17 protein-coding genes are annotated in these 18,269 nt (G+C 36.9%); 5 read left to right on the top strand and 12 right to left on the bottom strand.

Annotated elements, in window-relative coordinates:
* The first annotated feature begins 140 nt into the window (after positions 1-140).
* Complete coding sequence (locus ACE3RB_RS13655) at positions 141-1,433, top strand: hypothetical protein (RefSeq protein WP_374464714.1); 1,293 nt, start codon at positions 141-143, stop codon at positions 1,431-1,433.
* 117 nt (positions 1,434-1,550) lie between these two features.
* On the opposite strand, the gene ACE3RB_RS13650 is transcribed toward ACE3RB_RS13655, so the two are convergent.
* The 12 genes from ACE3RB_RS13650 to ACE3RB_RS13595 all read right to left on the bottom strand — a co-directional run bounded on the left by ACE3RB_RS13650 (position 1,551) and on the right by ACE3RB_RS13595 (position 12,793).
* The gene (locus ACE3RB_RS13650) at positions 1,551-2,048 is read right to left on the bottom strand and encodes a nuclear transport factor 2 family protein (protein ID WP_374464713.1); all 498 of its coding nucleotides are present in this window, start codon (positions 2,046-2,048) and stop codon (positions 1,551-1,553) included.
* Between the two features lie 11 nt (positions 2,049-2,059).
* On the bottom strand, positions 2,060-2,734 hold the full coding sequence (locus tag ACE3RB_RS13645) for an NADPH-dependent F420 reductase (protein WP_374464712.1): 675 nt from the start codon (positions 2,732-2,734) through the stop codon (positions 2,060-2,062).
* A 115-nt stretch (positions 2,735-2,849) separates the two neighbouring features.
* Positions 2,850-3,425: a Crp/Fnr family transcriptional regulator gene (locus ACE3RB_RS13640; RefSeq protein WP_374464711.1), complete on the bottom strand. Its 576-nt coding sequence runs from the start codon at positions 3,423-3,425 to the stop codon at positions 2,850-2,852.
* Positions 3,426-3,512: 87 nt separating this feature from the next.
* Positions 3,513-4,124, bottom strand: coding sequence for a low molecular weight phosphatase family protein (locus tag ACE3RB_RS13635; protein WP_374464710.1), 612 nt, complete (start codon positions 4,122-4,124; stop codon positions 3,513-3,515).
* Between the two features lie 19 nt (positions 4,125-4,143).
* The gene (locus ACE3RB_RS13630) at positions 4,144-4,617 is read right to left on the bottom strand and encodes a DUF6428 family protein (RefSeq protein WP_374464709.1); all 474 of its coding nucleotides are present in this window, start codon (positions 4,615-4,617) and stop codon (positions 4,144-4,146) included.
* An 81-nt stretch (positions 4,618-4,698) separates the two neighbouring features.
* Positions 4,699-5,028 carry an ArsR/SmtB family transcription factor gene (locus ACE3RB_RS13625; protein ID WP_374464708.1) on the bottom strand — a complete coding sequence of 110 codons (330 nt, stop codon included), beginning with the start codon at positions 5,026-5,028 and terminating at the stop codon, positions 4,699-4,701.
* Positions 5,029-5,178: 150 nt separating this feature from the next.
* A complete protein-coding gene (locus ACE3RB_RS13620; RefSeq protein WP_374464707.1) occupies positions 5,179-6,123 on the bottom strand; it encodes a 3',5'-cyclic-nucleotide phosphodiesterase in 945 nt (314 codons plus the stop codon).
* A 146-nt stretch (positions 6,124-6,269) separates the two neighbouring features.
* Positions 6,270-7,724 carry a sigma 54-interacting transcriptional regulator gene (locus ACE3RB_RS13615; protein ID WP_374464706.1) on the bottom strand — a complete coding sequence of 485 codons (1,455 nt, stop codon included), beginning with the start codon at positions 7,722-7,724 and terminating at the stop codon, positions 6,270-6,272.
* 62 nt (positions 7,725-7,786) lie between these two features.
* Positions 7,787-8,926 carry a VWA domain-containing protein gene (locus ACE3RB_RS13610; protein WP_374464705.1) on the bottom strand — a complete coding sequence of 380 codons (1,140 nt, stop codon included), beginning with the start codon at positions 8,924-8,926 and terminating at the stop codon, positions 7,787-7,789.
* A 287-nt stretch (positions 8,927-9,213) separates the two neighbouring features.
* Positions 9,214-9,654 carry a hypothetical protein gene (locus tag ACE3RB_RS13605; RefSeq protein ID WP_374464704.1) on the bottom strand — a complete coding sequence of 147 codons (441 nt, stop codon included), beginning with the start codon at positions 9,652-9,654 and terminating at the stop codon, positions 9,214-9,216.
* A 123-nt stretch (positions 9,655-9,777) separates the two neighbouring features.
* Entirely contained in the window at positions 9,778-11,091 is a 1,314-nt protein-coding gene (locus tag ACE3RB_RS13600) for a hypothetical protein (RefSeq protein ID WP_374464703.1), read from the bottom strand.
* Positions 11,092-11,164: 73 nt separating this feature from the next.
* Positions 11,165-12,793: a helix-turn-helix domain-containing protein gene (locus ACE3RB_RS13595; protein ID WP_374464702.1), complete on the bottom strand. Its 1,629-nt coding sequence runs from the start codon at positions 12,791-12,793 to the stop codon at positions 11,165-11,167.
* A 1,040-nt stretch (positions 12,794-13,833) separates the two neighbouring features.
* Here ACE3RB_RS13595 and ACE3RB_RS13590 point away from each other — a divergent pair.
* The 4 genes from ACE3RB_RS13590 to ACE3RB_RS13575 all read left to right on the top strand — a co-directional run bounded on the left by ACE3RB_RS13590 (position 13,834) and on the right by ACE3RB_RS13575 (position 18,201).
* Positions 13,834-15,540, top strand: coding sequence for a sensor histidine kinase (locus ACE3RB_RS13590; protein ID WP_374464701.1), 1,707 nt, complete (start codon positions 13,834-13,836; stop codon positions 15,538-15,540).
* Positions 15,518-16,171: a response regulator gene (locus tag ACE3RB_RS13585; protein ID WP_374464700.1), complete on the top strand. Its 654-nt coding sequence runs from the start codon at positions 15,518-15,520 to the stop codon at positions 16,169-16,171. The genes ACE3RB_RS13590 and ACE3RB_RS13585 overlap by 23 nt, the downstream gene beginning before the upstream one ends.
* 527 nt (positions 16,172-16,698) lie before the next feature.
* A complete protein-coding gene (locus tag ACE3RB_RS13580) occupies positions 16,699-17,097 on the top strand; it encodes an ACT domain-containing protein (protein ID WP_374464699.1) in 399 nt (132 codons plus the stop codon).
* Positions 17,098-17,250: 153 nt separating this feature from the next.
* Entirely contained in the window at positions 17,251-18,201 is a 951-nt protein-coding gene (locus tag ACE3RB_RS13575; RefSeq protein ID WP_374464698.1) for an alpha/beta fold hydrolase, read from the top strand.
* Positions 18,202-18,269 lie beyond the last annotated feature (68 nt).

Below are 18,269 nucleotides of genomic sequence, written 5' to 3'. Positions count from 1 at the left end.
ATTTATATACCTATCTCTGATATAAATAATCCTGAATAAAATGTTTATATTGTCTTTATTTCAGGTATATTCGTAATCAGAAAGAAACTGAATATGGAGTTAAATATACTTCCATAGCAGGTACATCTTAAAAACTAATCATGAGGCAGACTTTTATTACAGCTTTATTTTTTTTATCATCCTTTGGTGTAAAAGGGCAAAAGCAAATGATTTCTCATGACAGCCTTGCTGTGTTTTTCGATGAGTTAAAAACCGCTTCAACGAAGAATATCAGGCTTTGGGACAAAGATTTATATGGTCCCACAATTTTAATAAATCCGAAGACCAGAGAAGTTTTTGCCAATGAGCAAGATGCAGAAGGGATTTTGAAACAAAACGGAAATATTTTTTCCGGAATTCTGCCCCCTAACATTAACATTGCCAATACTGCTGTCAACTGGAGTGGAAAAAAATGGGCGATGATCATGCTGCCTCTTTCTCAAAACCGGCAAAACAGAATAAATCTGCTGGCCCATGAATCATTTCACAGGATCCAGCCTTTATTAGGATTTACGCTCAATAATGTGGAGAATAATCATCTTGATCAAAAAGATGGGAGAGTCTATCTTCGGTTAGAGTTAGAGGCACTGAAACGGGCAGTCCGCTCATCTTCAGAAAAAGAATTAAAGCAGCATCTCACCAGTGCATTTACTTTTAGAAAATACAGGAATACGCTTTATAAAGGTTCAGAGGCTGCAGAAAATTTACTGGAACTGAACGAAGGAGTTGCCGAGTTTACAGGACTTGTTGTGAGCGGCAGAAATAAAGTGGATGCAAAATCATCTCTTTTGAACGGGATAGATGATTTTATGAAAAATCCCACCTTTGTAAGATCCTTTGCTTATCATACGACCCCTGTTTATGGATATCTTTTGTATAATAAAGATAAAGGCTGGAACAAAAAAATTGAGGCAGAAACAGATCTGACCGGTTATTTCATTAAAGCATTCAATATTACAATTCCGACGGATCTGCAGAAAGCAGTTGAGAAATTATATGATGATTATAATGGCAAAACAATTATTAAAGAAGAAGCAGAAAGAGAAGAGCGAACTCAAAAGCTTATTGCTGAGTATAAGCTGAAATTTATTCAACAGCCTCATTTTGAAATCAGATTTGAGAAGATGAATGTTTCGTTTGATCCAAGAAATATTGTCCCGCTGGAAGATAAAGGGACCGTATATCCCAATATCAGGGTTACAGATTTATGGGGCATCCTGACGGTGGAAAACGGGGCATTAATGAGTCCGAATTGGGATAAAATTTCAATATCAAATCCGGTGAAAACTGAAAATAAAAAAATATCGGGGGATGGCTGGACCCTTGAACTGTCTGACGGCTACACCATAAGCAAAGATAAAGACAGTGGAAATTATAAACTGGTTAAGAATTGATACCAATCGATTAAAAGCTCCTAAAACCAGATATTTTAGGAGCTTTTTTATGGGAAAATCAAAATATGACTTAAAACTTAAACTTATATATAATTAAGGATATACAGACATTCCTGATTATCTGGTTTGATTGAACATATACCGTGAAATCTTCCAGGCACCATTTTCATTTTTCATCAGGAAGAACTCTCTGTTAAGCTCTTCAGTTTTTTGGCCATTGGCATGTATTAATTGCGTTCCGTTTGATTGTGTACGGACAAATGCGGTATTATCGTCAAGTGTTACGATTTCTTCGATTTTAAAATTTACATTAAGCTGAATTGCCTGGAATATATTTTTATAGGCCGTTGTAAGTTCTGATGTTCCGGAAGCTGTTGGCAGTCCGGCTGGCATAAAAATTCCGTCCGAGGTATACTGGCCAACTGCCTGTTCTGCATTTGATTGGTTCAGTGCATCAAAGTAAATATGTAATGATTTTTCTATTCCTGTCTTTGTTGTTGGGTTTTCCATTGCTGTTGAATTTGGGATTGCAGAATTGTCTTTTTTTTGCTTTATATCTTTCTGGCAGGCTGTTACACTGAATAGCAATACTGCCGTTATGATAACTGTTTTCATAATGGCTGGTTTTATTCTTTGTGCTGATTAAGAGCGTTTTTAGCCTCTTTAATGGATACAGGTTTACCCAATCCGCCAAACTCATGAAGGTCACCAAATACTTCAATACGGATAGACTGGCTGATACTGCCTATGTGTAAAGGTTCAAAACCACTGTCAATAATGAGTTCTTCAATAGCTTTATTACTGTTAATACTGTCTGAAGCGTAGAAAAGAACTTTTCTTTCAGGTTCTGAAAATGCAGATCCCGACAAGGAGGCGGCTCCTAATGTTCCGAAAGCTTTGATGAAATGTGTCTCTTTAGGTATTAAAGATGAAAGTGTCTGACCAGCTGAGGTGTCTTTATCAATAATCTTTTTAAAACCCCCGTTTCCATCCGGTGCAATAGGGTTTGAGACATCCACAATGATCTTTCCTTTCAGCTCTTCGGCATACTGTTTTACAAATTCTTTAATCTTGTCAAAATAAATTGCCGGAATAATCACATCTGCATGATGGATAGCGGCAGATATTTCCTCTGCATCGGCAAGTTCACCCAGTTCTCCTGCAAAACCTTTTGCTTTTTCGATTTCTCTTGACGATACAATAACCGGATGACCGCCTTTTACAAGATTGGCAGCAATAGCTTTACCTATGTTTCCTAAGCCTATAACGGCAACTTTTGTTGTTGAATTGTTTGTGTTCATTACTCTGTTTTTTAAATTGTTTGTCAATATTGACATTACAAAGTTGCAATGAACTGCTATTTGCCACCTATAAGGTATCTTAAGAAATACCCTTAAACTAGATTAAGGGTATAAGTTATTTTTTTAACCTGTCATTCTTTATTTTGCTCAGAAACTCGGCAGTAACTCCTAGATATGAAGCAATTTGTGTATTGGGTAGCCTGTTGGCCAGATGAGGATACTGGCTGATGAAGCTTTCATATCTGTCCAGGGCAGTTGTGCTAAACGTTTGAAGCAGCCGGTCCTGAAGTTCAATATATTTATTTTCAATGATTACTCGAAAGTTTCTGTCAAATTTTGGATAATTGGTATACATATACCACAAATCTCCTTTGGAAATCTGCAGAACCACTGATGGCTCAATTGCTTCGATAAACAATTTGGAAGGGATTTCCTTATGTAGGCTGCCAATGTCTGAAATCCAGTCATCTTCAGCCGCAAAAACAAGATTGTGCTCCACACCTTTATCATCTACACCATACATTTTGAAGCACCCGCTTTGTACATACGTGAAATATTTACATATATCCCCTTCCTGCAAAAGAAACTGTCTGCGTTTAATTTTCCTTTCCGTTACGCGGTCTTTCAAAGCCTGTATTTCTTCGTTATTAAGGGGTAGGTACTTTTTAAAATGATTGATAATATTTTCCAAAATGATGGTTGTTATAGGTATTCAAATATACAAAATGGGAATAGTATACCTATGATAAAGAATTTGATCTCAATGATACCTGCATGATTATTTTTTGATTTTTGAAAACACATAGAATATTTCTTCAGCAATCTGTAAACTTCTTTCAGCATAAACCGCTGTTTGATCTGGAGTATTGTCTGAGATTTTTGGATCTTCAAATGTAATGGGGATTCTTTTTTCAGCACCAGGAATAAAGGGGCATTCGCCATCTGCCTGTGAACATGTCATTATCGCAGCAAAACCGGATACAGGATTGAACAGGCTGTCGTATTTCTTTGAAAAACCAATTATTGGAAGACTGTTATCATCATATTTTACAGCATATACAGGGTTGGTTGTATCAGAAACACTGAAAACTGTAAACCCCTGATCGGTTAAAGTTGCCGCAATCTTAGGGAATAATGCCGTTGTTTCCGTTCCTCCGGAATAGCAATGAACTTCCGGAATCGCAAAGAAAGAAGCAGCTGTCTGTGCCCAGATCTGTGCCAGATGACTCCGTCGTGAATTGTGGGTGCAGATAAAATTCAGGTTGACTTCCTTTCTATCATCCACTTTTTGCTGGATAAAGCTGATTAGTGGCTCCAGAACGTCTTTTCTGTCAGTATCTGTCTTTTCCCATTTCAGAGATTGAACCGTATTTAATAATTTCTGATACATAAGTTTCTAATAAAATTAATTAGCAGCATCCTGATCCCGGAGTGCAGGCCGATGTTGGGTTTACAGATAGTTCAGACAGGTTTTTCTTTTGTTTTTCAGATGGGATTCCACAAGCTTCCTGTGCAAGGCACGCTGTAGTTTTATTTTTAAGGATAAAATTTCTCCCGTTGAATTCCAAATCATATTTACCGATGGTTTCACCCTGATATTCTACTTCAATTTCCGAATCTTCTATATCTAATTTTTCTTCTGAAAGCTGTATAATGTGAAGCAGTTTTCCCGGCTTAAGACGGTGTTCGTAGTCATTGGCATTCCATAACTGAAAGTTTACTGCTTTTTCATTCCGGATCACACCTCCGCAATCGATGAACTTTTTTATAATCTGACCAATCTCCGTTATATGGAAATGTTCAGGTACAAAAGTTCCATTTTCCAATTGAAATTCAACACTTTTGAGAGTAGGTAGAATTTCTTTAATTTCTGATAATTTCATAATAGGTATTTTTAGAGATTAAATGTATTGATTTTATAATTATATATTGCAATATTACGATGTTGAAGTGTAAAAAAATGCTTAACAGCATTGCTTTATTGTGACATCCTGATTAAAGAACAGATTAAATTCATTTTGAAATTTTTTCCAGGTGCTTTCATTAATGCAATAGCATACGGATTTCCCTTCAATGGAACCTTTGATAATATCAATGTTCTTTAATTCCTTTAAATGTTGTGAGATAGTAGCCTGTGCCAGTCCAAGTTCTTCAACGAGATCATTACAAATACATGCTTTCTGATTGATAATGTATTGTAAGATGGCTATCCTCGCCGGATGCCCCAAAACTTTTAGAAGCGAAGCCAGCTTATTCTGTTCTTGCGTGTAAATGTCAGTTTTAGTAACTCCCATTATTTTTATTTTATATTGCAATATTACGATGTTAAATTCGTAAAACAATGAAAGAAAGATTTTAATTTTAAAAAATTATTTTAACTGATTGAATTTCAGATTGTAAAAATAAAGATGAAGCAGTAATATACTTCATCTTTCAATTGGTTCTTATGGTAAACTTATCTTTTTACCCTGTTCAGGGAAGATATAATTTATTTTTAAAGGATTGTTTTGTAATAATTCTTTTTTGATAAGTTCGGGATTATCTCCGGTAGGTTTTCTGTGAGTAACAACGATGCTGAGGTTCTCAAGGCTGTTTTGTCCTGTCCTTTCTTTCAGTTTACTCAGTTCCTCTATCAATAGGTTAGGAGTAAGGTGCCCAAAGAGCAGATGCTCCGGCTGGCTGTTAGGAAAAGAAACTTCAATTAATATGGTGTTTAACTGTCTTTTTTTAACAAGAGGAGCTATAGTCTTCCATAGGTTGTCAAGGCGGTCAGACTTTTCGATACGGTCAGCACCGGTATCTCCCAGATAAAGAAGGTAGTGATCATCTCTTCTTACCAGTGCAGCACTGCTTTTGTAAGGGTTCACATGGCTTAACTCGTAGCCTGTTATAAAAAACGGTGTTTTAGGTGCCGGAATTTCGGTTCCTTCCTGAAGCTCATTGTAATGATACTTTCCAAGGATTGGTTTCTGACCTTGATCAGCAAAATTAATCCAGGTATCTGTAATGAAATAATGATTCTGCAAAATCTGAATTACCGGAGGTATAGCGAAAATATCCTTTTTAGAATCAGCCGGAGAATTGATGATAAGACCAGACAGGTGATCCAGGTGACCATGTGAGACGAAATATCCTTTTATCTGATCCTTCAGAACTGTTTCTGTAGTTCCGTCTAGGCTTTTCAATTGAATCGCTTTTCGGATTCCTGCATTGACGGTACCTGCATCAAGGCATAAAAATGCATTGTCTTTAGGTGCACCTACCAGATAAGCTGATAAATTATCTTCCTGCTCTCCACCATATATCCCTAAGGGAATCACATCAAAATTCTGGGCCTGACAAACAATATTCAGAAGAAGGGCCAATAAAGAAACTGCTGTTTTTTTCATAATATTTAAAATAGAAAACCATCCTTAATGAGATGAACAGGGCAAATTTACGGTATTTTTTGATGAATAACTTTCAATTTTGTGAACAAATAAAACCTTCAGCCGCAGGCTGAAGGTTTTATTTTAAATGTGTCAAATATTTATTTTTAATTGCGTAAAAACTGACCGATTCCGGGAGAATCAAATGTGAAAGTATTCTGGCTTTCAGATTTGTCGATTTTATTGCTGATGGTTAGTGCCCACAGCACAAGCTCTTTACAGAAATTCTGGTCTTCAGCACTCAGTTCGGAAGCATTTTCTTCAACAACGGTTACCAAAGGTTCTATTTTATCAAGTTTAGCATAGAATTCTTCATCCGTATCATTGTAATTAAGTTCCAGGTGATTTTTATTGAACCACCTGATCAGGTCGGTGTATGGTGTTTTGATTCCTTCTTTTTCCAGTTTGGAAATGCGTGGGAATATGCTTTCAAACTGTGTCATCACAGCTTTGTCGATCAGCATTTTGGCTACATAATCGGCACCTTCCTGTTCACCTTCATACACGAGTTCAATTTTTCCTGTAATAGATGGGATAATTGACATGAAATCAAGCAGGCGGACGGTAGTTTTCTCTTCACCGGATTCAATCAGCCGTAATTTAGCTGCTGCAACTAAATTTTCCATAGCACTGATTGTCAGACGGGCACTGACACCGCTTTTTGCATCTACATATTCACTGATACGGGCTGCAAAAGCAACTTCCTCCAAAAGATCTTTAGCCAGATCTGGAATTTGTATCTGTGCTTTATCTTGTGCAGAAATCAATGCCTCCTGTTCCGTAATCTGGCGGGCTAGGGCAATTGTTTTTGGATAATGGGTGAAAATCTGGGACCCGATTCTGTCTTTCAACGGAGTTACAATACTTCCTCTGTTGGTATAATCTTCCGGATTGGCTGTGAATACAAACTGAATATCAAGAGGCATTCTCAACTGGAAACCACGGATCTGAATATCTCCTTCCTGTAAAATATTAAACAGGGAAACCTGGATTCTTGCCTGCAGATCCGGCAGCTCATTCAGAACGAAGATAGAACGGTTGGCACGTGGGATCATTCCGTAATGTAAAACACGTTCGTCAGAATAAGGCAGTTTTAAAGTAGCTGCTTTTATTGGGTCTATATCTCCGATTAAATCAGCAACATTCACATCCGGAGTGGCCAGTTTTTCATAGAAACGGTGAGAGCGGTGTACCCAGGAAATCGGAGTATCATCGCCAAGCTCCTCAATAAGATCCCTGGCATATTTTGAAATCGGATGAAACGGGCTGTCATTGATTTCTGATCCTTTTACAACAGGCATATATTCATCAAGCAGGTTGACCATACTTCTTGCGATTCTTGTTTTTGCCTGTCCGCGCAGTCCAAGTAAATTGATGTGGTGGCCTGCAAGAATAGCTTTTTTCAATTGTGGAACAACAGTATCCTCATAGCCCCAAAGGCCTTCAAATACAGGTTCCTTAGCTTTAATCCTGGCAATCAGGTTGGCCTGGATCTCCTCATTAATTGTTTTATGGGTGTAACCGGAGTCTTTTAATTCTTTGAATATAATATCGTTTTTCATTGTCTTGTAATACTAATTATCTTGTAAGATTTTATGTAATGTTTTAAGAGAATTCTGTTTTTTTATATTCTTCTTATTCTGTTTTTCTCATAATCTTCAAAAATCATTTGTCCTAGGCCTGAAAGTCCTGTCAGAAAAGCTTTCCCTTTATTCTGAGCGGTAAATTCCTCTACAAACTGACGGAGATAAGGATCCTGCGCAATCATGAAGGTTGTGATAGGAATTTTAAGTTTTCTGGCCTGCGCCGCCCTGTTGAGGCATTGGTTAACAATCCTTTCATCCAACCCAAAACTATTCATATAAAACTCCCCGCTGGGCAGCTGAATACAGCTCGGTTTACCGTCGGTGATCATAAAAATCTGTTTGTTGGTATTTCTTTTTCTGCGGAGAATATCCATTGCCAGCTCAAGGCCTGCTACCGTATTGGTATGATAAGGCCCTACTTTCAGATAGGGAAGGTCTTTGATCTTAATAGGCCAGGCTTCGTTTCCGAATACTATAATATCGATGGAATCTTTAGGGTATTTACGCTTAATCAGCTCCACAAGTGCCATGGCTACTTTTTTGGCCGGGGTGATGCGGTCTTCACCGTATAAAATCATGGAGTGGCTGATGTCGATCATCAGAACAGTACTCATCTGTGCCTTATGTTTGGTTTCCTCTACGATGAGGTCATCTTCAGTAAGGCGAAGGTCTGAGATACCGTTATTGATCTGGGCATTTTTTAAGCTTTCAGTCATGTTCACTGCTGCCAGGTCATCTCCATATTGATACGATCGGTTTTCACCATCGCGTTCATCTCCGATTCCTGTTTTGCTGGTGCGGTGATTTCCGGCTCCGTTTTTCTTCAGTTTTCCGAAAATCTGATCCAGGGCATATTCACGAAGGGCTGCCTCCAGTTTTGGTGTTAATATATTTTTACCTTTTCCGCTTCCTGTATTTCCCTCTTCGGGATCATCTTCCCTGATATAGCCTCTTTTTTTCAGATCTTCTTCAAAATCCTGAAGGGTATATTCATCACTGAAAATATCATATTCCTGGTCAAGCATATCAAGCCACTCGAAGGCTTCTTCAATGTCTCCGGAAGTGTGGGTAAGCAAATCTTTGAACACATCAAAGACCCGGTCAAAATGTGATAATTCCTCCGGCACATGTTTGCTGAATATAAAGCCTCTCTGAGGATTAAAATTTTTGTCTGTCATAATGATGATAAAGCTGTTTTGCTGTTATTGATTTGAATATCTTGGATAACCAAATGAATTGTCTGGGATATTCTTTGTTTCATTTAAAACTGAAAAGTTAGGAAAATATCATCTCAGGATTCCATCAGAAAAATAGAAAAAACTAATGATGGTGATACGGAATAAGAATATAATCAGCGATCTTCCTTGAAAACTACAGGAGAGGAAAACTGAATTTTATATAATGAAAAAGCCTGTCATTCTGATAGACAGGCTTCCGTTTTATTCTGAAGATAATCTTTATAAAACTAGGGTTTCCAGAAAGACCATACTGTTCCGTTGAAGACCGCAAGCTGATGATTAGCGGTGTCATAAGCAATTGTTCCGGCGGCCGGACTGATAATATTTAAGTGTGGATTATCCATCTTGGGAAGCACCATAGATTTATTATCATCAGTTAACACTAAAATCCCCGGAGTGGCATCTGTACTGCTGTTATTTCCAATTGCTACTTTGGCGTTTATAGATTCTGTTTTTGTATTCTGCAACGCAGTATTTACAGCACCTGTAGTATCTATACTCAGATCTGTCCAGATTCCTGATTTACGGTATTTTACTTTTTTATCACTGATATCATAAATGATTGTGCCGTCTACGGCTCCGGAAACGGCAGCAGCAGATGTAACCCATGGAAGGATGATTCCTCTGTTACCATCAGGAAATTCAAGAGAAACGGACGGGTTGGTCATTGTAGTTTTACCAATAGCAACCTATGCATTGTAATGGCTGAAAAGAAATAGAATAATGAGGGTGATTATCTTTTTCATTGTTAAAGTTTTTAAAGTGAATGATTTTAGATGGTTTAATTCATACTATTGATCGGGGCACGTCTGAATGTTGATACAATGCCATCCGTATGTTGCTCCGCTGTCATTGGTCGTGTACAGTTTCAGGCAGCTGTTTGTTGTATCATATACCGTCATTCCCTCTACGAAGTCAGAAGGAGAGATCCCTACAGGGTTTCCTGATGCATTGAAAGGAACCCGGTTCAAAACAAAACCTTTCGTCTTGGCTTCCAGTGCTACCCATCCTCCTTTTCTTACCATGGGCCAGTTATCGGGATTACCACTTCCAGCCCTTCCCAAAGCTGTTATTCCCATTTTAGTATCAAGAGCAGTCCCGCCTAAGACTCCCGGTTTATAGCAGCTGCTGCATGCATTACTATTTTGAGAGCTTCCAAGTCCCTGTCCCTGGTCATTACCTATATCAGCGGCTCCTCCTGAATTGACAATAAGAGGAACCCCCTGAAAATCGATGCAGGAAGAAGTTGCGCAGAGATTTTTATTCTGGGCTATGGATCCCGGTCCTACGCCTGCTGTTCCGTTAGCTGTTACCAGTTGACCAGAAGAGACATTTTCATCACCTTCCACCGCATCCAGACATCCGTCGTTATCCGAATCAAGATCAAGATGGTTAGGAATACCATCGCCATCATAATCACAGGGTAATGGGAGAGTAGCCCCAAAAGTAAAGTTGGCATAATTTTCTGCTACGGTATAATTAAAGGAAATACTATTGTAAACGCCAGGTATTCTTAGAATAACATAGCCCTCAATTCCTGTAATCTGAGTAGGTGAATTTACCGTTACAGTATTTCCGCCGGAAGCCCAGATAATTTCTATTGGATTGCTGAAGATAATGGGAACAGCTATTGAGGAACTTCCGATAGAGGAAAAAACCAATACCGGATCTGTCATAGGAGATGAGAAAGTGAGCGTATTGGTGGTGACCTGGATATTTCTGATCGTAGGATTGTTATTGGGAACCCCATAGGAAGCAGGAAAATTAGAATGGGCATATAGATTTCCTGTTGAGCTTAAAGGCTGGCTGGAGGTATATGTGTAATTAACTCCGTTGATAGTTCCGGTTGCCACTTTATTATCTATTGCAGAAAATGTAATGGGGCCGGTCCAGAAAAACTGCCCCGGACATTCTAAAGCATCAGGAATACCATCATTATCATCATCCCGGTCTTCATCATCCATAATTCCGTCACCATCGGTATCCGTTAATTTTGCTGCTGAAGGAGGAATGTGGGCACTTCCTCCGGTAACCGGGGTTTTAACCTGAGAGAAAAACAGGGAACAAAACAACAATCCAAAGATTGTGAGAATCTTTTTACTCATGTTTAAAATTTTTTTAGTGGTTATTTAAGATTTGTGTTTATAGATTTTAATGAGGCTGTATGTGTTTTTTAATTTAATGATGAACAGGCTCACTCAATTGGTTGATAAAGTAAGAAGGTGTCACTCCCTTTTCTTTTTTGAATGCAATTACAAATACCTGTGAAGAGGCATATCCGCTTTCTTCTGCGAGATAGCTTATCTTATATTCTCTGTATTTAGGATTGTTGTATAGTTTGTAAACAATATAATTGATTCTTAATTTATTGATGTAAGCATTAAAGTTCTGAGCCTTATTGTTTTTGATAATTTCTGACAGATATTTTGGGTTTGTATTGAGAATATTGGACAGGTAACCGATATTGATCCCCTTTTTAAGGAACTTTTCTGAATTTTCGAATGCTTCCAGCTTTTTCAGCAGTTTTTTCTCAGTTTCTGTGGAGAGACCTGAAGCCATAGGGTCTTTTATATCCAGTTCTTCATGATTATTTTCATTACCTGTATTTTCATCCGATGCTTCCAGGCTCTTTTGATGAAGTTCATGGATAAGTTCATCATATTTTTTACGATGCTCACGTTCTTTCTTTTTATTGTAATACCATGAGACCATGATAATAAGAAGGATAACACCTGCAGCAGAGAAAATGACCGTCAGCCTGTTTTCATTATATACATCACGGAATGTATTGATTTTATTTTTAGACTGATTGATAACCATTATTTTCTGCGCATTTTTGATGCTGTCACTCAGATCAGTATAGAGTTTTAAATATTTAAGTTCTTCCGCAGAGTTTCCTAAAGCGCTATATGCATCCTTAATTCCTTCATAGGCACCCAGTCTGTGTTCAGGTTTTTTCTTTACCTTTTCCAGTTCCAGTACTTTCATACAGAAATCGATGCTTTTCTGGTACTCTTTTTTTGTAAAATAAAACCAGCCTAAAGATTCATAAACTTCTATATCACAAAGCTTAAAGTATTGAGGATATGTAACAGAATATTGCAGGGCTCTCTGAAAATACTTTTCAGCAAGGTCTATTCTTGGGTTTTTCGGATGATAAGCATAAGCAATTCCTAAATTCATCAGCTGAAATATTTCAAGGTAATAATATCTTACTTTCTGATATTGAGTCAGTTGATTAACAGGAGTTCTTTCGATAACATCCAGACTTTTTTTAGTATAATACAACATTGAATCCTTTTGCTCCATTCTGGAATATAATCCGGCAAGAAGCATATAGGAATTGGAAAAATAAATATTTTTATCGGCCTTATTCGTAATATTATCACCATAAGTTGTGTTCTCAAGAATCGTTTTAGCATCAGAATATAACCCCAGATCTATGGCTACACAAGCTTTATTAAGCTGAATATGGCTCAGGGAATAGTTGTCATTTTCCATAAGGGCTAATTTTTCCGCTTCATCCCCATACTTTTCCGAGAGGCTGTAGTTATCTCTTCTCAATGCATTTCGCTGTAAAAGTACTAGCCCTCTTATTTCACCTGCTCTGAACTTAATTTCTCTGGATTTGTTAACCATTTTCTGGATATCATCCATATTGGCAATCTTTCCCACATCATTATATTCAATCTGGTCATATTGATTCATAATCAGTTTTTCTTTCTTTCTGATATCCTGAATCTGGGCGGAAAGTTGATGCGTAATAAAAAGTAACAGTAAAAAAGATATCAGGGAACTTTTGGGCATTATTTTATCAATTCATTTATGATGTTAAATTTAAAATAATTTTCATAAAAATTCTTAATATAATGAAATGAATACTGAAATTATTCTATATGATATTGATTTTATTGTACTCATTTACAGTTGATAATGGTGTTTTTAGCTAAGAATGTCAGAAAATTATTTTCTTTCATCTCATCTGTGGAATAAATTCAATATTCTTTCCCTTATTGAGTTGTTACAAGCATTCTCAGCACAATAAATTTGGCCAAGATTTTATGATGAAAAAAAATTAAGACCAATTCTGCTTGTAGTTTTTAACTTTTGTAAATCTACAGCTTTGTAATGCCAACATATTCTCTGTACCCGGTTGAGGATTAAACAAACAGGTAGTTATTGCAAAAGTTATTACACAAAACGGAAGAGTAGAAACTAAAAAACTTCTGGTTAAATAAAGTAAAGTGATCAATTTGACTTCAGACAGGAAGAAAACCGTTAAGCCGATGTCATCCTTAAGGCTCAAAAACTAATAGCCTTCAAAATGGTAAAACCTTCCTGTCTGTATTTTATACAAAGCTCCGGATTATTCCAGAGCTTTGTGTATTATGCTGTATATCAATTGTTTAACATTCTGTATGATATATTATGGGTTACAGTTTTTTTAACTTGAAAGAAAACCTTTCAACCTGTAGAAGCTGTCCATTGTTTCCGGATGTAATGCAGATACTATTCATCAGATAAAATAAATCAACAGATTTGGAATATTTTATAGAGGCTCTAACTTTTACAATTGCTTTAAAAAAACAGATTTACGTGAATAAAACTTAATGTCTGTAAGACGTTTTAATAGTAAAAAAAATTAATTTCCCGGAGTTTTATCAGATATTCATTATTATAAGAAGACAAAAATTACTTTAACTTTGCCAATTGGATAATATACCGGCATTATGAAATTATTGAAAATAATGGTATATTGTTATAGGCTAATATCTCATGAACTTATGTAGTCAGGAAATTAATTTAACTGATAAACAAATATGAAATATAAATTCTTAAATTTTAAATTGAGAAAACTTGTTCATTACTCATTGATCCTTTGTATTCTGCTGATACAGGTCATTATTGCCATATTTTTTTATAACGAAATTGTCAACGGGAAAAAGCTGAAGTTTATTAAAGATCAGCTGGAAGAAAGCCGTGCCCTGGGTGGTTTGACAGATCATTCAAGGAAAGATTTCCTGGAAGCCCAGGAGCATCTCCAGAAATATATGGCTACTCAGGATAATAAAGAGCTGCAGTTGTATTTCCAGTCTCTGAGAAAGCTGAAATTGAATTTTGACAAAATAGGGGAATATGAAAATACCAGTCCGGGACTGAAAAAGATGCTGGCCCTTCATCGCCAGGATACGGTGAAAGCTGCAAAACTGAAAACACTGATAGATTCAGTGTACCAGACTTCCCTGAACCCGCCTGCCAATATTGAAGATAAGCAGTATGAACCTGCCAAGTATAAAAATGATTTTGAAGATTTCAAAATTCAAACCCGTACCTATGCCGATACCATTAAAAAGAAAGGCTTTTTCGGACGTTTAAAAGATGCTGTAACAGGGAAGGTGGATGTACAGAAGGAAAGTACGGTAATTACGATGACCAACAACAAAACGCTGGATCTTTCCCAGGTAAAATCCAAAATGGACAATACATTAAAGTCTATGGATAAGCATTACGCTGCCGAAGTGAAAAAAGTACAGCTCCTGGCAGCTCGGAATCAGAAAAACAGCTTACAGTTTTACAGCAATTTCAGTAAGCTGCTGGTGTATAGCAACGGGCTGATAGAGGTGTATGAAAATGCAATCAACGATTTTAAAGCCCAGCTGGAAAAAGAGTATAACGAGCAGAACTCAAACAATAACAGGATAAGGACTTATCTGGTATTGGGATTGATGATCCTTATGTTTATTGTATCTATTCTGATCATGTATTTTACAAGAGTAGCATTTATCTATGAACAAAAACTTAATGCTGCGAATAAAGAGATTAAAAAGAATCTTAATTTCAAAAACAGGATTCTTGGTATGCTGAGCCATGATCTGCGGTCGCCGTTAAAAATCATCAATATTTTCATAGATAAAATCCACAGAACCACAGAGGATGAAACGATCAGGGATTATCTTAAATCGATCAAGTTTACGAACAGTACTTTGCTTCTGCAGTCTAATCAGATTCTGGAGTACACCAAAAATGAAAATGCTGAAAAAGAACTTATAAAATCAGTTTTCAACCTTAAGAACGAGATAAGTTCTATCGTAAAGGTAATTACCCCTTATCTGGAAACCAGAAACAACAGATTTGTGGTAACGGACAGAATTCCTGAAGATATAATGGTATATTCGGATAATATCAGAATCAATCAGATTTTTATGAATATCCTCGGAAATGCCAACAAGTTTACGGAAAACGGTCAGATTGATCTTGTAATGGCTACAGAACCCGCCGGAGAAAATAAAATCACCCTGATTACAACAGTAGGAGATACCGGAGTGGGAATATCAGAATCTGATCTTGGTAAAATTTTTGATCCGTATTATCAGGGAATGGTGTCTGATGAAGTAGATAACCTGGGAGCAGGGCTTGGCCTTAATCTGGTAAAAGAAATTGTAGAGCTTTTCGATGGTGATATATCGGTTGAAAGTAAACTGCACAAAGGAACGAAAGTGACATTCAGGATCAATTTAAATAGTAATACTAATGGAAACATCAATTCAAAATAAAGAGATTATATTCCTGCTGGCAGACGATCACAGCATTGTGCGCCAGGGAATGGAAATTGTTATCAGTGATATTGTTCCTGACGCGAAGGTATACCAGACTTCATCTTTACATCAGGTATTGGAACTGGTTGAATCAAAAGGAATAGAGATGGCGATTATTGATGCTCATTTCCCGGACGGAAACAGTCTTCATATTATTCCTCAGATGAAAAGTATAAATCCTGATATTAAAATTTTAATTTTTACGGGACTTGAAGAGGATCTGCACGGACTTAAATTTATTAAAGCCGGTGCTAACGGTTACCTGAGCAAACTGAGTGAAGAAGAAGAGGTGAGGGAGGCTGTAACAACCTTTATCGAAAAGGGAGAATATTTTTCTGATCTTTTACGCAATCTTTTGGTACAGTTTGTTTACAATCCGGATCTTATAAGCCCTCTCAGCATTTTAACCAAAAGAGAACTGCAGATTGCAGAACTCTATGCTGAAGGATATGGAAACCTGGAAATTTCAAACAGTCTGAATATCAAACAAAATACAGTAAGCACAATCAAAAAAAATATTTTTGAAAAATTAAAGATCGAAAATATGGTAGAGCTTGTTGACCTTATCAAAACCCACCATAAGCTGTAATTTTTTAAGAAAGTTCATCACTTCATTATATCAGAATATTATATTTATCGATAAATATCTATAAGTCGATCGACATGTATCGATGGGGTTTATAGAGGATTTTATTTTATAAAGTTGTTCCTTTGTACTGTGAAATTTAAATAATGAAAAAAGCAAATGAGAATTGCTTCCAATTATTAGAATTTCATACACAAAAAAACAAATGATGATTTATAACTATACAAATAATAAACGGTAGTTATAAAAACACAAATGATGAAAATTAATAACACAACGATGGAATTAAAGAAGTGTATGAATAACCTTAAACGGACTTCTTAAAAAAACAAATGATCAAAAAAACACAAACACATATAGTGAGGTTCAGTTGAAGGTTACAGTACAAAATCAAAAGGAGGCAGTCAGCCTCCTTTTTTGTTTTTGATAGAAAATCTTTTAAAAATACTGATAAAATAGCATTGAATATGGTTTTTTATCAAATGATAAATGAATGTTGCTGTCTGTATCTTAGTTTTGCAGACAAAAAGATGTCAGGAGAAAAAGACTTAGCTGTATTGCTTCAAAAGATGGAACCGGTATTGAATGCCGGAGAATATGTTTTTTGTACCGTTGAAGCCTTAGGTGAAATTCCGGATATAGAAAAGGTTCTGTTTTTCTTCCGTGAGCATGAAGCCGTTACCATTGTGCTGGAGAAAGCCATAGCAGATGAATGGAATATGGTTTATACCTATATTTCTTCATGGATAACTCTTACTATCCACTCTTCACTGGAAGCCGTAGGGCTTACCGCCGCCTTTGCCAATGCCTTAAAAAATGAAAATATCAGCTGTAATGTAGTCGCAGCTTATTTCCATGATCATTTATTTATCGCGAAAGAAGATGCTGATAAAGCGATGAAAACTCTCAGTGCATTAAAAACAAAATAGAATGTTTTTAAAACATTTGAACATCCGGTTTTAATTTTCGCTATCCCAATTGTCTACTTGAATCACTAAAATGTCCTGTTGATAAAGCTTTCACGTGTTCTGCCTGTTTTTGTGTTTTATGTTTGCACCATAATCATACAAAAATAAACTACAATGAAAACAATCAGAAAAATCTCCGCGTTAAGCTTATTACTATGTTTAACTCTTTTTACTGTAGCAACAGTATCCTGCACTGAAGAAAACGAGCCTCCCACGATGCAGGAGGTACAAAACAGGAACCACCAAACTGCCAAGACCCAATTCATAAACGTTAAAGGAAATGCCATTGCGTATCGTGTTTTAGGAAAAAAAGATGGAATTCCATTGGTACTGCTGCCTGGATTAGGCGGTTCTATGGATGACTGGGATCCTGCAGTGACAGATGGTCTTGCAAAACAGTATAAAGTAATCATCTTCGATAATAAAGGCGTAGCTTCCTCCAAAGGAACAACCCCCAATACTGTTCAGGCAATGGCCGATGATGCGGTAGACTTTATCAAAGCGTTGAATCTGACCAAAGTGAATATCATGGGATTTTCTATGGGTGGATTTGTTGCACAGCGAATAGTGCTGACCAATCCGTCATTAATCAATAAAGTGATTTTAACCGGGACAGGACCACAGGGGGCAATCGGGTTGTCTAATCTGCCTGCTATTGTTGCAGGAACTGCAGGATTGAGCCCTGAAGCTTCATTTCTTAAATTCGGATTTACAGAATCTGCGCAGAGTATCAAGGAAGGAAAAGCTTCTTTTGCAAGAATTCAGCTCCGTACTACAGACAGAGATATTCCATTGAGTGATGCTGCTTCCAACGCACAGTTTACAGCTGTATTGAGCTGGGCCCAGCCTAATGCTGATGCCCTTACAGAAATAGAGAAGATTAAAAATCCGGTACTGATTGTTCATGGTGAAAATGACCTTCCGGTGTCTGTTCAGAATGCTAAAAATATGGCTCAGCATTTAGACCATGCGCAACTGGTTATTTTTCCTGATTCGGGACACGCTTCTTTTTACCAGTACCATGATACATTTGTTGCCAAAGCTATTGAATTCCTGGGAAAATAAGACTGACTTTTAAAGATCAGAATAAAAACCTCGCTGTTGGGCAGTGAGGTTTTATTTTTTGATGATAA

It is taken from the genome of Chryseobacterium sp., assembly GCF_041914225.1.
GTDB lineage: Bacteria > Bacteroidota > Bacteroidia > Flavobacteriales > Weeksellaceae > Chryseobacterium.
The sequence above is the reverse complement of the archived record's forward strand: the minus strand, read 5'-3'. Positions and strand labels throughout refer to the sequence as shown.